This window comes from Serratia sp. MMO-28, from assembly GCF_037199905.1.
GTDB classification, from domain to species: Bacteria; Pseudomonadota; Gammaproteobacteria; order Enterobacterales; family Enterobacteriaceae; genus Chania; species Chania oryzae.
Window position 1 is genome coordinate 1 of record NZ_JBBCVB010000043.1, and the last position, 18,366, is coordinate 18,366.

The 18,366-nt window shown below is 50.8% G+C and carries 12 protein-coding genes, 4 tRNA genes and 1 rRNA gene; 16 read left to right on the plus strand and 1 reads right to left on the minus strand.

Features of this window, described 5'->3' with window-relative positions:
* The 3 genes from rrf to birA form a co-directional block, all read left to right on the plus strand.
* Nucleotides 1–90, plus strand: a 5S ribosomal RNA gene (gene rrf, locus WG891_RS24750); the annotation flags it as partial.
* Nucleotides 91–505: 415 nt separating this feature from the next.
* On the plus strand, nucleotides 506–1,543 hold the full coding sequence (gene murB / locus WG891_RS24755) for a UDP-N-acetylmuramate dehydrogenase (RefSeq protein WP_337264873.1): 1,038 nt from the start codon (nucleotides 506–508) through the stop codon (nucleotides 1,541–1,543).
* Nucleotides 1,540–2,502: a bifunctional biotin--[acetyl-CoA-carboxylase] ligase/biotin operon repressor BirA gene (birA, locus tag WG891_RS24760; protein ID WP_076944230.1), complete on the plus strand. Its 963-nt coding sequence runs from the start codon at nucleotides 1,540–1,542 to the stop codon at nucleotides 2,500–2,502. The genes murB and birA overlap by 4 nt, the downstream gene beginning before the upstream one ends.
* Nucleotides 2,503–2,545: 43 nt before the next feature.
* Here birA and coaA read toward each other — a convergent pair whose 3' ends face one another.
* Nucleotides 2,546–3,496 carry a type I pantothenate kinase gene (gene coaA, locus WG891_RS24765; RefSeq protein WP_076944231.1) on the minus strand — a complete coding sequence of 317 codons (951 nt, stop codon included), beginning with the start codon at nucleotides 3,494–3,496 and terminating at the stop codon, nucleotides 2,546–2,548.
* 602 nt (nucleotides 3,497–4,098) lie between these two features.
* Here coaA and WG891_RS24770 point away from each other — a divergent pair.
* The 13 genes from WG891_RS24770 to rpoC all read left to right on the plus strand — a co-directional run bounded on the left by WG891_RS24770 (nucleotide 4,099) and on the right by rpoC (nucleotide 18,366).
* Nucleotides 4,099–4,174 (plus strand) — tRNA-Thr (locus WG891_RS24770).
* Between the two features lie 24 nt (nucleotides 4,175–4,198).
* Nucleotides 4,199–4,283 (plus strand) — tRNA-Tyr (locus WG891_RS24775).
* A gap of 198 nt (nucleotides 4,284–4,481) precedes the next feature.
* Nucleotides 4,482–4,556 (plus strand) — tRNA-Gly (locus WG891_RS24780).
* Between the two features lie 6 nt (nucleotides 4,557–4,562).
* Nucleotides 4,563–4,638: transfer RNA gene (locus tag WG891_RS24785), tRNA-Thr, on the plus strand.
* A gap of 109 nt (nucleotides 4,639–4,747) precedes the next feature.
* The gene (gene tuf, locus WG891_RS24790) at nucleotides 4,748–5,932 is read left to right on the plus strand and encodes an elongation factor Tu (RefSeq protein WP_076944232.1); all 1,185 of its coding nucleotides are present in this window, start codon (nucleotides 4,748–4,750) and stop codon (nucleotides 5,930–5,932) included.
* A gap of 254 nt (nucleotides 5,933–6,186) precedes the next feature.
* Nucleotides 6,187–6,570, plus strand: coding sequence for a preprotein translocase subunit SecE (gene secE, locus WG891_RS24795; protein WP_037403547.1), 384 nt, complete (start codon nucleotides 6,187–6,189; stop codon nucleotides 6,568–6,570).
* Nucleotide 6,571: 1 nt separating this feature from the next.
* The gene (gene nusG / locus WG891_RS24800) at nucleotides 6,572–7,117 is read left to right on the plus strand and encodes a transcription termination/antitermination protein NusG (protein WP_004929914.1); all 546 of its coding nucleotides are present in this window, start codon (nucleotides 6,572–6,574) and stop codon (nucleotides 7,115–7,117) included.
* 157 nt (nucleotides 7,118–7,274) lie between these two features.
* Nucleotides 7,275–7,703 (plus strand): 50S ribosomal protein L11, encoded by a 429-nt coding sequence (gene rplK, locus WG891_RS24805; RefSeq protein ID WP_337264874.1) that lies wholly within the window; start codon nucleotides 7,275–7,277, stop codon nucleotides 7,701–7,703.
* Between the two features lie 3 nt (nucleotides 7,704–7,706).
* Nucleotides 7,707–8,411 (plus strand): 50S ribosomal protein L1, encoded by a 705-nt coding sequence (gene rplA / locus WG891_RS24810; RefSeq protein WP_076944234.1) that lies wholly within the window; start codon nucleotides 7,707–7,709, stop codon nucleotides 8,409–8,411.
* A gap of 327 nt (nucleotides 8,412–8,738) precedes the next feature.
* Entirely contained in the window at nucleotides 8,739–9,236 is a 498-nt protein-coding gene (rplJ, locus tag WG891_RS24815; protein WP_020828745.1) for a 50S ribosomal protein L10, read from the plus strand.
* A 63-nt stretch (nucleotides 9,237–9,299) separates the two neighbouring features.
* The gene (gene rplL, locus WG891_RS24820) at nucleotides 9,300–9,665 is read left to right on the plus strand and encodes a 50S ribosomal protein L7/L12 (protein WP_337264875.1); all 366 of its coding nucleotides are present in this window, start codon (nucleotides 9,300–9,302) and stop codon (nucleotides 9,663–9,665) included.
* Between the two features lie 327 nt (nucleotides 9,666–9,992).
* A complete protein-coding gene (rpoB, locus tag WG891_RS24825; protein WP_337264876.1) occupies nucleotides 9,993–14,021 on the plus strand; it encodes a DNA-directed RNA polymerase subunit beta in 4,029 nt (1,342 codons plus the stop codon).
* Nucleotides 14,022–14,139: 118 nt separating this feature from the next.
* A complete protein-coding gene (rpoC, locus tag WG891_RS24830) occupies nucleotides 14,140–18,366 on the plus strand; it encodes a DNA-directed RNA polymerase subunit beta' (protein WP_337264877.1) in 4,227 nt (1,408 codons plus the stop codon).

Below are 18,366 nucleotides of genomic sequence, written 5' to 3' on the forward strand. Positions count from 1 at the left end.
ACCTGACCCCATGCCGAACTCAGAAGTGAAACGCCGTAGCGCCGATGGTAGTGTGGGGTCTCCCCATGCGAGAGTAGGACACTGCCAGGCATCAAACAAGCAGAAGGCCATTCGTAAGGATGGCCTTTTTGCGTTTTGCTTAGTGATATAACTCCTTTCACCTAAGAAATCCTCTATTGATATGCTATCGTTCCCAACTCTGCGAATGATTAAATATAGCGAAAATTCCTATCACTAATATCCACGAAGAATTTATTTTTTAAGCGTGAAATCCAATATTCATACATATAAATAATATCTGTACACCTTATATAAATCAGAGGGCTGGGGTGATAGGAACAAGGTGATTTTGTATCATTATGATATTAAAAGACGTTTATAATTCTCTTTGAGAAAATTTTGTTAGATGACAATGAAAAATCAAAGTAATAAAAACAAATAATAGCCATATTCGTTGAATCGAGTAGACTAGATGGTAGTTTATTACGTAAGAGTATTTAACGTCATGTCTACTGAAAACACTTCTTTAAAAAAACACAATACTTTTGCACTTCCGGTCAAAGCGGCGCATTTAGTTATTGCTGAAAAAATTGAAATGATGATTAAGGCTTGGCAGAAAGCGCAAAAGCGCCGGGAGCCACTACTGGTAATCGGTGAGGGAAGTAATGTTCTGTTCTTGGAGGATTTCGCCGGTACAGTCATGATCAATAGCCTGAAAGGTATTGAAGTCAGGGAAGAGGATGATGCCTGGCATCTACATGTCAGCTCTGGTGAGAATTGGCACTACTTAGTGAGTCAGACCCTGGAGCAAGGTATTCCTGGTTTGGAAAATCTGGCATTAATCCCTGGTCTGGCAGGTTCTGCACCGATCCAAAACATCGGTGCCTATGGCTTCGAACTGAAGCAGGTTTGTGAATATGTGGATTTGCTGGATCTGAGTACGGGTGAGATTGATCGCATGAGTCCCGAGCGTTGCGAGTTTGGTTACCGTGAAAGCGTATTTAAGCATGAGTTTAAAGTTGGCTACACCATTGTGGGAGTCGGTTTACGGCTCAGTAAGCAATGGAACCCGCTACTAAACTACGGTGATCTTACTAAACTGGATCCGCGTACAGTGACACCACAGCAGGTTTTTGATGCAGTATGCGCTATGCGGCGTAGCAAGTTGCCTGACCCACGCGTAACAGGTAATGCAGGCAGTTTCTTTAAAAACCCTCTGGTGAGCGAGGAAGAGGCCAATATGTTGCTAGCTGAGTATCCAACGATGCCTCATTACCCACAGTTGGATGGGCAAGTAAAGTTGGCCGCTGGTTGGCTCATCGAACAGTGCGCGTTAAAGGGATACCAGATTGGTGGTGCAGCGGTACACCGTCAGCAAGCCCTGGTGTTGGTCAATGCTGATAATGCCAGTAGCCAGGATGTGGTGGCACTAGCGAGGCATGTCCGCAATAAGGTGGCAGAGAAATTTAATGTCTGGCTGGAACCGGAGGTCCGCTTTATTGGGGCAACCGGTGAACTGGATGCAGTTGAGGTTCTGTCATGAAGGACACCAAGGTACCGCTTAAGATCGTCTCACTTCTGGCGGACGGAGAGTTTCACTCCGGTGAGCATTTGGGTGAGTCCCTGGGCATGAGTCGAGCGGCGATTAACAAGCATATTCAGACTATTCGAGAATGGGGGCTGGACGTGTTTACCGTGCCAGGTAAAGGCTACAGCCTACCAGGAGTGATGAATTTACTGGATGCGGAACATATTCTCGATAAGTTGGAAGACAAGCGAGTAACGGTTCTACCGGTTGTTGATTCGACGAATCAATATCTATTAGATCGAATTGCGGAGCTAACCTCTGGTGATGCTTGTATCGCAGAATACCAGCATGCGGGGCGTGGGCGGCGTGGGCGGCAATGGGTTTCACCTTTTGGTGCCAACCTTTACCTGTCGATGTTCTGGCGCCTTGAGCAAGGGCCAGCAGCGGCAATGGGGCTAAGCCTGGTTATTGGCATCGTGATGGCTGAAGTACTTCAACGCTTAGGAGCAGAGCAAGTACGAGTTAAGTGGCCAAACGATCTGTATCTTAACGATCGGAAACTAGCCGGTATTCTCGTTGAACTAACCGGCAGGACAGGGGATGCAGCGCAGTTGGTACTCGGTGCCGGCATTAACATGGCGATGCGTGAAACGTATGCCAATAAGATCGATCAGCAGTGGATTAATCTGCAAGAAACAGGGATTAATATCGATCGCAATGAATTGGCGGCAACCTTGCTTAATGAATTACGCCGTTCATTGATGCAGTTCGAAACCGAAGGACTCTCACCGTTTATTACCCGTTGGCGCCAATTGGATAATTTTATTGATCGACCGGTTAAACTTTTAATTGGTGAACAACAGATTTTTGGCATTGCCAGAGGTATTGACCAACAAGGAGCATTACTACTTGAACAGGATGGTGTCGTTAAACCTTTTATTGGTGGTGAAATATCTTTACGTAGTGCTGAATAATGCTTTGAAATAAGAGAGGTTGATAGCCTCTCTTATTTCATGGCTACTTTCTCAACCTCACGCTTTCTACAGCATGGTTGGCACTTTTGGTCATAATCAGACTGGCTCTTTCGCGAGTCGGTAGTATATTCTGGTGTAAATTCAATCCGTTAATCTCATTCCATAACTGAGTGGCGATATTAATCGCTTCTGCCTCCGGAAGTTTTGCATAGCTATGGAAATAAGAGTCAGGATTAGAGAATGCGCCCTGACGGAATTTCAAGAAACGGTTGATATACCATGTTTGCAATAAGTCTTCTGGCGCATCAACATATATTGAAAAGTCAACAAAATCAGAGACAAAGACGCGGTGAGGATCGTGCGGGTAATCCATACCACTTTGCAGAACATTCAACCCTTCAAGAATCAGAATATCAGGTTGCTCAATAACCTTATGACCTTCAGGAACAACATCATAAATTAAATGAGAATAAACCGGGGCGGTGACACGCCTAGCCCCCGATTTGACCTCCGAAACGAATTTCACCAGACTATGCATATCGTAGGATTGCGGGAAGCCTTTTTTCTTCATCAAACCGCGTTCGCTCAATACTTTGTTTGGATGCAAAAAACCATCGGTAGTAATCAACTCTACGCTGCGGTGTTCAGGCCAGCGGCTCAGCAGTGCTTGCAATAAACGTGCTGTCGTACTTTTACCCACGGCTACACTGCCTGCAATACCAATAACATAGGGTATGCGCTGGCCATCTGTGCCCAGAAATTGTTCAAGAACCGCTTGGCGACGCAGGTTGGAACTGATGTAGAAGTTCAGCAACCGTGAAAGTGGCAAGTAGATTTGCGCCACCTCTTCCAAAGAGAGATCCTCGTTAATCCCCTTCAGTTTAACAATTTCTTCTTCCGACAGCGTCAGTGGTACTGAGTTTCGCAATGCAGCCCATTGGGTACGATCAAACTGAAGATATGGCGTTGCTAAAGATTGCTCTCTTTTTATCATAAGCCAAATTCTGCCTGTTAACGCAGGTTGGGAACGGCGCCGAACGCCAACTCCAGAGAATAAACAAGCTGCATATTATAGACAGCTTCGTTTTTGGCGTAGACTTTTTTCGCAAATGTTACCGATTAGCATGAGTTTATGCCAATAGTGCGAACAGACACGCAGTTGGTTGAGAGTAGCTGCAAAGCGCCATCCTTTGGTGAAGATACTATTCTCAATTCAGTGATGATGGCGTGAGAAGACGGTGTGGCAGCAAACAACCGAGGCTTGCCGTGAATAATCACCACAGAATGAGAGTAAACATGGGGCAGCGACATAGCCTGACAGTTGCCCCTTGAAGTGGATGCGCCGATCACGATCACAATTTTCTTGTCAGATTACGCATTAGCCGATAGCTAGCGTGGAGAAACACCGGGTAACCCTTGCAAAAAATGTATAAAATTGTACAAAATAATGTCTCTGTTGGATGAATAAGAGTACGTCCTACAGGGTGAATTGCTAACTGACAGGCAAAATCGAATGATTTATGAGCGATAGTGCGCGGAACGCAAATTTTTTGTTGCATAGCCCGTCAGCTCTACCTAGAATGCGCTGCACTTGATGCCGGCTTAGCTCAGTAGGTAGAGCAACTGACTTGTAATCAGTAGGTCACCAGTTCGATTCCGGTAGCCGGCACCATTCAAGTCGCAGTAGTTAAAATTTGGTGGGGTTCCCGAGCGGCCAAAGGGAGCAGACTGTAAATCTGCCGTCACAGACTTCGAAGGTTCGAATCCTTCCCCCACCACCAAATTCAATCCTGGCAACGGGATTAAACTGTGGTGACTTAAAGCAATTTAAGTCGTCACGGAGAAGGCGAAAGCCTTCTGAAAAGTTCGCGCCAGATAGCAAAAGCCGTCGGCACGAAGGGTGAAGAGTTAAGCGACAAACAATCCTTTTCTCACGCCTAAAAATTCTACAGAAAAATCAGGTAGCCGAGTTCCAGGATGCGGGCATCGTATAATGGCTATTACCTCAGCCTTCCAAGCTGATGATGTGGGTTCGATTCCCACTGCCCGCTCCAAGATGTGCTGATATAGCTCAGTTGGTAGAGCGCACCCTTGGTAAGGGTGAGGTCGGCAGTTCGAATCTGCCTATCAGCACCACTTCTTAATTTCTCGCCCCCTGATTTTCTTTCTGTTCTGGATTCAACAAGCAAATGCTTGGTTGATGTGGTGATACCACCGATTTATCCGTGTCTTAGAGGGACAATCGATGTCTAAAGAAAAGTTTGAACGTACAAAACCGCACGTTAACGTCGGTACTATCGGCCACGTTGACCACGGCAAAACTACCCTGACTGCTGCAATCACCACCGTACTGGCTAAAACCTACGGCGGTAACGCACGTGCTTTCGATCAGATCGATAACGCACCAGAAGAAAAAGCTCGTGGTATCACCATCAACACCTCTCACGTTGAATATGACACCCCGACTCGTCACTACGCGCACGTTGACTGCCCAGGGCACGCCGACTACGTGAAAAACATGATCACCGGTGCTGCTCAGATGGACGGCGCGATCCTGGTAGTTGCTGCGACCGACGGCCCAATGCCGCAGACCCGTGAGCACATCCTGCTGGGTCGTCAGGTTGGCGTTCCTTACATCATCGTGTTCATGAACAAATGTGACATGGTTGATGATGAAGAGCTGCTGGAGCTGGTAGAAATGGAAGTGCGCGAACTTCTGTCTGCTTATGACTTCCCTGGTGATGATCTGCCGGTGGTTCGTGGTTCAGCTCTGCAGGCGCTGAATGGCGTGCCAGAGTGGGAAGAGAAGATCATCGAGCTGGCTGGTTACCTGGATTCTTACATCCCAGAACCAGAGCGTGCGATTGACAAGCCATTCCTGCTGCCAATTGAAGACGTCTTCTCCATCTCTGGTCGTGGTACCGTTGTTACCGGTCGTGTAGAGCGCGGTATCATCAAGGTTGGTGAAGAAGTTGAAATCGTTGGTATCAAAGACACCGTTAAGTCTACCTGTACTGGCGTTGAAATGTTCCGCAAACTGCTGGACGAAGGCCGTGCGGGTGAGAACGTGGGTGTTCTGCTGCGTGGTATCAAACGTGAAGATATCGAACGTGGTCAGGTTCTGGCTAAACCAGGTTCAATCAAGCCGCACACACAGTTTGATTCAGAAGTGTATATCCTGAGCAAAGAAGAAGGTGGCCGTCATACGCCATTCTTCAAAGGCTACCGTCCACAGTTCTACTTCCGTACAACTGACGTGACCGGTACCATCGAACTGCCAGAAGGCGTAGAGATGGTAATGCCAGGTGACAACGTGAACATGAAAGTCACGCTGATCCACCCAATCGCGATGGACGACGGTCTGCGTTTCGCAATCCGTGAAGGCGGCCGTACTGTAGGTGCGGGCGTTGTTGCCAAAGTTATCGCTTAATCGCTGATAATATTTGACGCGACATGCGGTAAAAGGGCATCATTTGATGCCCTTTTTATACGCTGTGAACTAGAACCTATCTCATCAGCGATTTTGCAGCCATAATCATTGGTGAGATGGGCTCTTAAACCGTATTGACTGAAATACGTCATAGCGTAAACACCGAGATGCTGCTAAGCAGCATCTGATCGGTTTGGTTTGCCTCGCGTTGCGAGGCAAAGTTATTTGTTCGAATCATTGTGACAGGTTGGTTTATGAGTGCGAATACCGAGGCTCAAGGGAGCGGACGTGGCCTTGAAGTGGCTAAGTGGCTGATCGTCGCCGTTCTGCTGGTTATGGCTATTGTCGGTAACTATTATTACCGTGATTTCAGCCTGCCACTGCGTGCGCTGGCAGTTGTACTGATCATTGTTGTTGCTGGCGCAGTGGCATTGATGACCACTAAAGGTAAAGCTACCGTCGCGTTTGCGCGCGAAGCGCGTACTGAAGTACGCAAAGTGATCTGGCCAACTCGTCAGGAAACGTTACATACCACGTTGATCGTTGCCGCGGTAACTGCCGTGATGTCACTGATTCTGTGGGGGCTGGATGGTATTCTGGTCCGTCTGGTATCGTTTATTACTGGCCTGAGGTTCTAAAATGTCTGAAGCCCCAAAAAAACGTTGGTACGTCGTTCAGGCGTTTTCCGGTTTTGAAGGTCGCGTAGCTCAATCGCTGCGTGAACATATCAAACTGCACGATATGGAAGAACTGTTCGGCGAAGTCATGGTACCTACGGAAGAAGTGGTTGAAATCCGTGGTGGCCAGCGTCGCAAGAGCGAGCGTAAATTCTTCCCTGGTTATGTGTTGGTCCAGATGGTGATGAATGACGCTAGCTGGCACCTGGTGCGCAGCGTTCCTCGTGTTATGGGCTTCATCGGTGGAACTTCCGATCGTCCTGCACCGATCAGCGACAAAGAAGTGGATGCGATTATGAACCGCCTGCAGCAGGTGGGTGATAAACCACGTCCGAAAACCTTGTTTGAGCCAGGTGAACTGGTGCGCGTCAACGATGGCCCGTTTGCAGACTTCAACGGTGTTGTTGAAGAGGTGGACTACGAGAAAAGCCGCCTGAAGGTTTCTGTTTCCATCTTTGGCCGTGCAACGCCAGTGGAACTGGACTTCAGTCAGGTAGAAAAAGGCTGAGCAATTAATCAGCAATACAAGCAGATTTGTGGCTTGTCAGAGGCGCGGAATTGAACTACAATTTCGCGCCTTTTGTTTTTAGATGCTTCGCTCTTGGAGCGCGGCGAAACACGGGGAGCCTCTTAGGAGGCGATACTACCCATACGAGGAAATTTCAATGGCCAAGAAAGTACAAGCCTACGTCAAGCTGCAAGTTGCAGCCGGTATGGCTAACCCGAGCCCGCCAGTCGGTCCTGCTCTGGGTCAGCAAGGTGTTAACATCATGGAGTTCTGTAAGGCATTCAACGCTAAGACTGACAGCGTTGAAAAAGGTCTGCCGATCCCTGTTGTTATTACTGTTTATTCTGATCGCTCCTTCACTTTCGTTACTAAAACCCCGCCAGCAGCAGTTCTGCTGAAAAAAGCGGCCGGTGTTAAGTCTGGTTCCGGTAAGCCGAACAAAGACAAAGTCGGTAAAGTGACTCGTGCTCAGGTACGTGAAATCGCAGAAACCAAAGCTGCGGACATGACTGGTTCTGACGTTGAAGCGATGATTCGCTCCATCGAAGGTACTGCTCGTTCCATGGGCCTGGTAGTGGAGGATTAAGAGATGGCTAAGCTGACCAAGCGCATGCGCGTGATCCGTGACAAAGTTGATGCTACTAAACAGTATGACATCACCGAAGCTGTTGCTCTGCTGAAAGAGCTGGCCACCGCTAAATTCGTAGAAAGCGTTGACGTTGCTGTTAACCTCGGCATCGACGCTCGTAAATCAGACCAAAACGTACGTGGTGCTACCGTTCTGCCGCACGGCACCGGTCGTTCCGTTCGCGTTGCCGTATTTGCCCAGGGCCCTAACGCTGAAGCTGCTAAAGCGGCTGGCGCAGAGCTGGTAGGTATGGAAGATCTGGCTGAGCAGATCAAGAAAGGCGAAATGAACTTCGACGTTGTTATTGCTTCCCCAGATGCAATGCGCGTTGTAGGTCAACTGGGCCAGGTTCTGGGTCCACGTGGCCTGATGCCAAACCCGAAAGTGGGTACCGTTACTCCGAACGTTGCTGAAGCAGTGAAAAATGCTAAAGCAGGCCAGGTTCGTTATCGTAACGATAAAAACGGCATCATCCATACCACTATCGGTAAGGTTGATTTCGACGCAGACAAACTGAAAGAAAACCTGGAAGCTCTGTTGGTTGCGCTGAAAAAAGCAAAACCATCTCAGGCGAAAGGCGTGTACATCAAGAAAGTTAGCCTCTCCACCACCATGGGTGCTGGCGTTGCTATCGATCAGAGCGGTTTGACTGCTGTAGCGAACTAATCACCAGGTGATTATCGCTTTGACTTGGGGTAAAGATTCACCTAGAATCTTATGCCCCAAGGTTCCGCTGTAGGCGGAGCAACAGATTTTTCGGTTGGAGCCTGGCCTATCCAGGCCTCCGTCCAAGACCGCAGGTGTACCGAAAGGTGCTTAATTTTCCTGCGTAGACGGTGACAGAGCCTAAAGAAATTTTTTCTTTTTATAGAGAATGGTCTTTGCTGGATTCTGCTCACCGTGTTAAGCCGCTTATCACCCTGTGTTACACAAGGCGCTAAGTGAAGTGAGTTCCGGGGGATTTTCCCCGGCTAATCCAGGAGCAAAAAGCTAATGGCATTAAATCTTCAAGACAAACAAGCGATTGTTGCTGAAGTCAACGAAGTGGCCAAAGGCGCGCTGTCTGCGGTTGTTGCGGATTCCCGTGGCGTTACTGTAGATAAAATGACTGAACTGCGTAAAGCAGGTCGTGAAGCTGGCGTTTACATGCGTGTTGTTCGTAACACCCTGATGCGCCGCGTAGTTGAAGGCACTCCGTTCGAATGCCTGAAAGACACGTTTGTCGGTCCAACCTTGATTGCATTCTCTAACGAACACCCGGGCGCTGCTGCTCGTCTGTTCAAAGAGTTCGCGAAAGCGAATGCAAAATTCGAGGTTAAAGCTGCGGCCTTTGAAGGTGAGCTGATCCCTGCGGCACAGATTGACCGCTTGGCAACGCTGCCTACTTACGATGAAGCAATCGCACGCCTGATGGCAACCATGAAAGAAGCCGCTGCCGGCAAACTGGTTCGCACTCTGGCTGCTCTGCGCGATCAGAAAGAAGCTGCATAAGCCGCTCTTTCTTAGCCTTTGCTAACGTATTTAAACTATTTCTGAATTTTAGGAACAATTGTTATGTCTATCACTAAAGACCAAATCCTGGAAGCAGTTGCCGCTATGTCCGTAATGGATGTTGTTGAACTGGTTTCCGCTATGGAAGAAAAATTCGGCGTTTCTGCTGCTGCCGCTGTAGCTGTTGCTGCTGGCCCTGTAGAAGCTGCAGAAGAAAAAACTGAGTTCGACGTTGTACTGTCTGCTGTTGGTGGCAACAAAGTTGCTGTTATCAAAGCAGTACGTGGCGCGACCGGTCTGGGCCTGAAAGAAGCTAAAGACCTGGTAGAATCTGCTCCAGCAGTTCTGAAAGAAGGCATCAGCAAAGATGACGCTGAAGCTCTGAAAAAATCTCTGGAAGAAGCTGGTGCTTCTGTTGAAGTTAAATAAGTTTAACTTCTCAGAGTGCAGTCTGGCTTAACAGACTGATGGCTGGTGACTTTTTGGTCACCAGCCTTTTTGCGCTGTAGGGCGTCAGTAGAGTTTCACACTGTTTGGCTACTGGCTCACCCCAATATTTCTTTCTATCGACGACTTAATATACTGCTCTCCCTGCCGCAGCCGAATCTGCCGCAAAGGCAATGAAATGATTTAAGCGTGATAGAAACGGGTATTGCGGAAAGTGTTCTCGCTTTCCGGTCAACAAAATGGTGTTGCATGAACTGTCCTATGCCGGGCAGACAAATGGTTCGACTTTCCAGCGAGCTGAGGAACCCTATGGTTTACTCCTATACCGAGAAAAAACGTATTCGTAAGGATTTTGGTAAGCGTCCACAAGTTCTGGACATACCTTATCTCCTTTCTATCCAGCTTGACTCGTTCCAGAAGTTCATCGAGCAAGATCCTGAAGGGCAATACGGCTTAGAAGCCGCATTCCGTTCTGTTTTCCCTATCCAGAGCTACAGTGGCAATTCGGAGCTGCAATACGTTAGCTACCGTCTTGGTGAGCCGGTGTTCGACGTCAAAGAGTGCCAGATTCGTGGTGTGACGTATTCTGCACCGCTGCGCGTAAAACTGCGCCTGGTTATCTATGAGCGCGAAGCGCCAGAAGGTACGGTCAAAGACATCAAGGAACAAGAAGTCTATATGGGCGAAATTCCGCTCATGACCGAAAACGGTACCTTTGTGATTAACGGTACTGAGAGGGTTATCGTATCCCAGCTACACCGTAGTCCGGGTGTGTTCTTTGACAGCGATAAGGGTAAAACCCACTCCTCGGGTAAAGTGCTGTATAACGCGCGCATCATTCCTTACCGTGGTTCATGGCTGGATTTCGAGTTCGACCCGAAAGACAACCTGTTCGTGCGTATTGACCGTCGCCGCAAACTGCCAGCGACCATCATTCTGCGCGCCCTGAGCTACACCACAGAACAGATCCTTGACCTGTTCTTTGCAAAAATTGCTTTCGAGATCCGTGATAACAAGCTGCAGATGGAGCTGGTTCCAGAGCGTCTGCGTGGTGAAACTGCGTCCTTTGATATTGAAGCCAACGGTAAGATCTACGTTGAGAAAGGCCGTCGTATCACTGCTCGTCATATCCGTCAGCTCGAAAAAGACGAAATTCAGAGTATTGAAGTACCGGTTGAGTACATCGCGGGCAAAGTGGTCGCGAAGGACTATATCGATACCAATACCGGTGAGCTGATCTGCGCAGCCAACATGGAGCTGTCGTTGGATCTGCTGGCCAAGCTGAGCCAGTCTGGCCACAAGCGTATCGAAACGCTGTTCACCAACGATCTGGATCACGGTGCGTATATCTCTGAGACTGTCCGCGTCGATCCAACCACCGATCGCTTAAGCGCGCTGGTAGAAATCTACCGCATGATGCGTCCTGGTGAGCCACCAACGCGTGAAGCGGCGGAAAGCCTGTTCGAGAACCTGTTCTTCTCGGAAGACCGCTACGATCTGTCTGCGGTTGGCCGTATGAAGTTCAACCGTTCTCTGCTGCGTGACGAGATCGAAGGTTCGGGTATCCTGAGCAAAGACGACATCATCGAAGTGATGAAGAAGCTCATTGATATTCGTAACGGTAAAGGCGAAGTGGACGATATCGATCACTTGGGCAACCGTCGTATCCGTTCCGTTGGCGAAATGGCCGAGAACCAGTTCCGTGTCGGTCTGGTGCGTGTTGAGCGTGCGGTTAAAGAACGTCTGTCTCTGGGCGATCTGGACACCCTGATGCCTCAGGACATGATCAACGCCAAGCCGATTTCGGCGGCGGTGAAAGAGTTCTTCGGCTCAAGCCAACTGTCTCAGTTTATGGACCAGAACAACCCGCTGTCTGAGATTACGCATAAACGCCGTATCTCTGCATTGGGCCCAGGCGGTCTGACGCGTGAACGCGCAGGCTTTGAAGTTCGTGACGTACACCCGACTCACTACGGTCGCGTGTGCCCAATCGAAACGCCGGAAGGTCCAAACATCGGTCTGATCAACTCCTTGTCCGTGTACGCACAGACCAACGAGTATGGCTTCCTGGAAACCCCGTACCGCCGTGTGCGCGACGGCGTGGTGACCGATGAAATCAACTATCTGTCTGCTATTGAAGAAGGCAACTTCGTTATCGCCCAGGCGAACTCCAACCTGGATGAAGAAGGCCGCTTTGAAGAAGACCTGGTTACCTGTCGTAGCAAAGGCGAATCAAGCCTGTTCAGCCGCGATCAGGTTGACTATATGGACGTATCTACCCAGCAGGTTGTCTCCGTTGGTGCTTCACTGATTCCATTCCTGGAACACGATGACGCCAACCGTGCCTTGATGGGTGCGAACATGCAACGTCAGGCGGTGCCTACTCTGCGTGCTGACAAGCCGCTGGTGGGGACCGGTATGGAACGTGCCGTAGCGGTTGACTCCGGTGTTACTGCCGTAGCCAAGCGTGGTGGTGTGATCCAGTACGTGGATGCTTCCCGTATCGTTATCAAAGTTAACGAAGACGAGATGTATCCGGGCGAAGCAGGTATCGATATTTATAACCTGACCAAGTACACCCGTTCCAACCAGAACACCTGTATCAACCAGATGCCGTGTGTGAATCTGGGTGAGCCGATCGAGCGCGGCGACGTGCTGGCTGATGGCCCGTCCACCGATCTGGGCGAACTGGCGCTGGGCCAGAACATGCGCGTGGCGTTCATGCCTTGGAACGGCTACAACTTCGAAGACTCCATTTTGGTCTCCGAGCGTGTGGTACAGGAAGATCGCTTCACCACCATCCACATTCAGGAATTGGCATGTGTGTCTCGTGACACCAAGCTGGGGCCTGAAGAGATCACCGCCGACATCCCGAACGTGGGTGAAGCTGCGCTCTCCAAACTGGATGAATCCGGTATCGTGTATATCGGTGCGGAAGTGACCGGTGGCGACATTCTGGTTGGTAAGGTAACGCCGAAAGGTGAAACCCAACTGACGCCAGAAGAAAAACTGCTGCGTGCGATCTTCGGTGAGAAAGCGTCTGACGTTAAAGATTCTTCTCTGCGTGTACCTAATGGCGTTTCCGGTACGGTTATTGACGTGCAGGTCTTTACCCGCGATGGCGTGGAAAAAGACAAGCGTGCGTTAGAAATCGAAGAGATGCAGCTGAAGCAGGCGAAGAAAGACCTGACTGAAGAGCTGCAGATCCTGGAAGCTGGCCTGTTTGCACGTATCCATGCGGTGCTGGTTGCCGGTGGCATTGAAGCTGAGAAGCTGAGCAAGCTGCCCCGCGATCGCTGGCTGGAACTGGGCCTGACCGACGAAGAGAAGCAAAACCAGCTGGAACAGCTGGCAGAGCAGTATGACGAACTGAAATCCGACTTTGAGAAAAAGCTGGATGCCAAGCGTCGTAAGATCACCCAAGGCGACGATCTGGCACCAGGCGTGTTGAAAATCGTTAAGGTTTATCTGGCGGTTAAGCGTCAGATCCAACCGGGTGACAAGATGGCAGGTCGCCACGGTAACAAGGGTGTTATCTCCAAGATCAACCCGATCGAAGATATGCCTTACGATGAAAACGGCACGCCGGTTGATATCGTACTGAACCCGCTGGGCGTTCCATCACGTATGAACATCGGTCAGATCCTGGAAACCCACTTGGGTATGGCGGCGAAAGGCATTGGTGAGAAGATCAACCAAATGCTGAAGCAGCAGCAGGAAGTGGCCAAGCTGCGTGAGTTCATCCAGAAAGCTTACGATCTCGGCGATGGCGTTTGCCAGAAAGTCGATCTGAGCACCTTCAGCGACGACGAAGTGATGCGTCTGGCAGAGAACCTGAAAAAAGGTATGCCAATCGCAACGCCAGTCTTCGACGGTGCGAAAGAGACGGAAATCAAGCAATTGCTGGAAATGGGCGGTATCCCGACTTCGGGTCAGATTACGCTGTTTGATGGCCGTACCGGTGAGCAGTTTGAGCGTCAGGTCACCGTTGGCTACATGTACATGCTGAAACTGAACCACTTGGTCGACGATAAAATGCACGCCCGTTCTACCGGTTCTTACAGCTTGGTAACTCAGCAACCGCTGGGGGGTAAGGCGCAATTCGGTGGTCAGCGCTTCGGTGAGATGGAAGTGTGGGCGCTGGAAGCCTACGGCGCAGCTTACACCTTGCAGGAAATGCTTACCGTTAAGTCGGATGACGTTAACGGCCGTACCAAGATGTACAAAAACATCGTGGATGGCGATCACCGTATGGAACCTGGCATGCCGGAATCCTTCAACGTACTGTTGAAAGAAATCCGTTCGCTGGGGATCAACATCGAACTGGAAGACGAGTAATCGTTTCTCCGGCTCTGGCTCCCGGCCTTAGGGAGCCAGAGGGTGGTTGTTCAGGTCACACGGGCGCGCGATTTGTCAGCGTGCGCCCAACAGGTTTAACTCCGACAGGAGCCAATCCGTGAAAGACTTATTGAAGTTTCTGAAAGCGCAAACTAAGACCGAAGAGTTTGATGCGATCAAGATTGCTCTGGCATCGCCAGACATGATCCGTTCGTGGTCGTTCGGCGAAGTGAAGAAGCCGGAAACCATTAACTACCGTACGTTCAAACCAGAACGTGACGGCCTTTTCTGTGCCCGTATCTTTGGGCCGGTAAAAGATTACGAGTGCCTGTGCGGTAAGTACAAGCGCTTGAAGCACCGCGGTGTAATCTGTGAGAAGTGCGGCGTTGAAGTGACCCAGACCAAAGTGCGCCGTGAGCGCATGGGCCACATCGAACTGGCTTCCCCAACTGCGCACATCTGGTTCCTGAAATCGCTGCCATCGCGCATCGGTTTGCTGCTGGATATGCCGCTGCGTGACATCGAACGTGTACTGTACTTCGAATCCTACGTAGTAGTTGAAGGCGGTATGACCAACCTCGAGCGTCGTCAGATCCTGACTGAAGAACAGTATCTGGATGCGCTGGAAGAGTTTGGTGACGAATTCGACGCCAAGATGGGTGCGGAAGCTATTCAGGCCCTGTTGAAAAACATGGATCTGGAAGCCGAGTGCGAGCAGCTGCGTGAAGAACTGAATGAAACCAACTCTGAAACCAAGCGTAAGAAGCTGACCAAGCGTATCAAGCTGCTGGAAGCGTTCGTTCAGTCGGGCAACAAGCCTGAGTGGATGATCCTGACCGTGCTGCCGGTACTGCCGCCGGATCTGCGCCCATTGGTTCCACTGGATGGTGGCCGTTTCGCGACTTCCGATCTGAACGATCTGTATCGCCGCGTGATCAACCGTAACAACCGTCTGAAACGCCTGCTGGATCTGGCTGCGCCTGACATCATCGTGCGCAACGAAAAGCGTATGCTGCAAGAAGCGGTAGATGCTCTGCTGGATAACGGCCGTCGTGGCCGTGCGATCACCGGTTCCAACAAACGTCCTCTGAAATCTTTGGCCGATATGATCAAAGGTAAGCAGGGCCGTTTCCGTCAAAACCTATTGGGTAAGCGCGTTGACTACTCTGGTCGTTCTGTTATCACCGTAGGTCCATACCTGCGTCTGCATCAGTGCGGTCTGCCGAAGAAAATGGCACTGGAGCTGTTCAAACCGTTCATCTACGGCAAGCTGGAGCTGCGTGGCCTGGCCACAACCATCAAAGCTGCCAAGAAAATGGTTGAGCGTGAAGAAGCTGTCGTTTGGGATATCCTCGACGAAGTGATCCGCGAACACCCGGTCCTGCTGAACCGTGCACCCACCCTGCACCGTTTGGGTATCCAGGCGTTTGAACCGGTTCTGATCGAAGGTAAAGCGATCCAGCTGCACCCATTGGTTTGTGCGGCATACAACGCCGACTTCGATGGTGACCAGATGGCCGTGCACGTACCGCTGACGCTGGAAGCCCAGTTGGAAGCGCGTGCGTTGATGATGTCTACCAACAACATCCTGTCACCAGCGAACGGCGAGCCAATCATCGTTCCTTCTCAGGACGTTGTTTTGGGTCTGTACTACATGACTCGTGACTGTGTTAACGCCAAAGGCGAAGGCATGGTTCTGACGGGCCCGAAAGAAGCTGAACGCGTTTATCGCGCCGGTCTGGCCTCTCTGCATGCGCGCGTCAAAGTGCGTATTGTCGAAGAGATCAAAAATACCGAAGGCGAATCTGTTCATCAGACCACTATCGTTGATACCACCATTGGCCGCGCCATCCTGTGGATGATCGTACCAAAAGGTCTGCCGTACTCGATCGTTAACCAGCCTCTGGGCAAGAAAGCGATCTCCAAGATGCTGAACACCTGTTACCGCATCCTGGGCCTGAAGCCGACCGTTATCTTCGCTGACCAGATCATGTACACCGGTTTTGCGTACGCGGCCCGTTCAGGTGCTTCTGTCGGTATCGATGACATGGTGATCCCAGCCAAAAAAGCAGAGATCATCGAAGAAGCGGAAACCGAAGTGGCCGAGATCCAGGAGCAGTTCCAGTCTGGTCTGGTTACCGCTGGCGAACGCTACAACAAAGTGATCGATATCTGGGCTGCGGCGAACGAACGTGTTGCTAAAGCGATGATGGAAAACCTGTCGGTTGAAGACGTGGTTAACCGTGACGGCGTGGTGGAACAACAGGTTTCCTTCAACAGCATCTTTATGATGGCCGACTCCGGTGCTCGTGGTTCTGCTGCTCAGATTCGTCAGTTGGCCGGTATGCGTGGCCTGATGGCGAAGCCAGACGGCTCAATCATCGAAACGCCAATCACCGCGAACTTCCGTGAAGGCTTGAACGTACTTCAGTACTTCATCTCCACGCACGGTGCGCGTAAAGGTTTGGCGGATACCGCACTGAAAACAGCAAACTCCGGTTATCTGACCCGTCGTCTGGTTGACGTGGCGCAGGATCTGGTGGTGACTGAAGACGACTGTGGTACTCACAACGGCATCATGATGACTCCGGTTATCGAAGGTGGTGACGTTAAAGAGCCACTGCGTGAGCGCGTTCTGGGCCGTGTGACAGCGGAGGATATCATCAAGCCGGGTACGGCAGATATCCTGGTGCCACGTAACACCCTGCTGAACGAGAAGACCTGTGACCTGTTGGAAGAGAACTCTGTCGACAGCGTCAAGGTGCGTTCCGTAGTAAGCTGTGAAACCGACTTTGGTGTGTGTGCAAACTGCTATGGTCGCGACCTGGCACGTGGTCACATCATCAACAAAGGCGAAGCCATCGGCGTTATTGCGGCACAGTCCATCGGTGAGCCGGGTACACAGCTGACGATGCGTACGTTCCACATCGGTGGTGCGGCATCTCGTGCGGCGGCCGAATCCAGCATTCAGGTGAAGAACAAAGGTAACCTGAAGCTGAGCAACGTTAAGTTCGTTATGAACGCAACGGGCAAGCTGGTTATTACTTCACGTAATACCGAGCTGAAGCTGATCGACGAATTTGGTCGTACCAAAGAAAGCTACAAAGTGCCTTACGGTGCCGTGATGGGCAAAGGTGACGGTGCAGAAGTTAACGGCGGCGAGACCGTGGCTAACTGGGATCCGCACACCATGCCAGTTATCAGTGAAGTGAGTGGTTTCATCCGCTTCGCCGATATGGTTGACGGCCAGACCATTACCCGCCAGACCGACGAACTGACCGGTTTGTCTTCTCTGGTGGTACTGGACAGCGCAGAGCGTACCGGTAGTGGTAAAGACCTGCGTCCGGCACTGAAAATCGTCGATGCCAAAGGCGACGACGTATTGATCCCAGGTACTGATATGCCTGCTCAATACTTCCTGCCAGGTAAAGCGATTGTGCAGTTGGAAGACGGCATTCAGATCGGTGCGGGTGATACCCTGGCGCGTATTCCTCAGGAATCCGGCGGTACCAAGGATATTACCGGTGGTCTGCCACGCGTTGCGGATCTGTTCGAAGCACGTCGTCCGAAAGAGCCTGCCATCCTGGCTGAAATCAGCGGGATCATCTCGTTCGGTAAAGAGACCAAAGGCAAACGTCGCCTGGTGATCTCCCCACTGGACGGCAGCGACGCTTACGAAGAGATGATTCCGAAATGGCGTCAGCTCAACGTGTTTGAAGGTGAAGTGGTGGAGCGTGGTGACGTTGTTTCCGACGGCCCAGAATCTCCACACGACATTCTGCGCCTGCGTGGTGTGCATGCGGTAACTCGCTACATCACCAACGAAGTGCAGGAAGTTTACCGTCTGCAAGGCGTTAAGATTAACGATAAGCACATCGAAGTTATCGTTCGTCAGATGCTGCGTAAAGGCACCATCGTCAGCGCGGGTGGCACCGAGTTCCTGGAAGGCGAACAGGCTGAAGTATCACGCGTCAAGATTGCTAACCGTAAGCTTGCTGCTGAAGGCAAGATCGAAGCCACCTTCTCGCGCGATCTGCTGGGTATCACCAAGGCTTCCTTGGCGACCGAGTCCTTCATCTCTGCTGCATCGTTCCAGGAAACGACGCGTGTTCTCACCGAAGCGGCGGTTGCCGGTAAGCGTGATGAACTGCGTGGTCTGAAAGAGAACGTCATCGTGGGCCGTCTGATCCCAGCCGGTACCGGTTACGCTTATCACCAGGATCGCATGCGCCGTAAAGCACAGGGCGAAGCACCGGTTGTTCCGCAGGTGAGCGCGGCAGAAGCGACGGCTAACCTGGCTGAATTGCTGAATGCAGGTAATCTGGGTGGCAACGACGACGAGTAA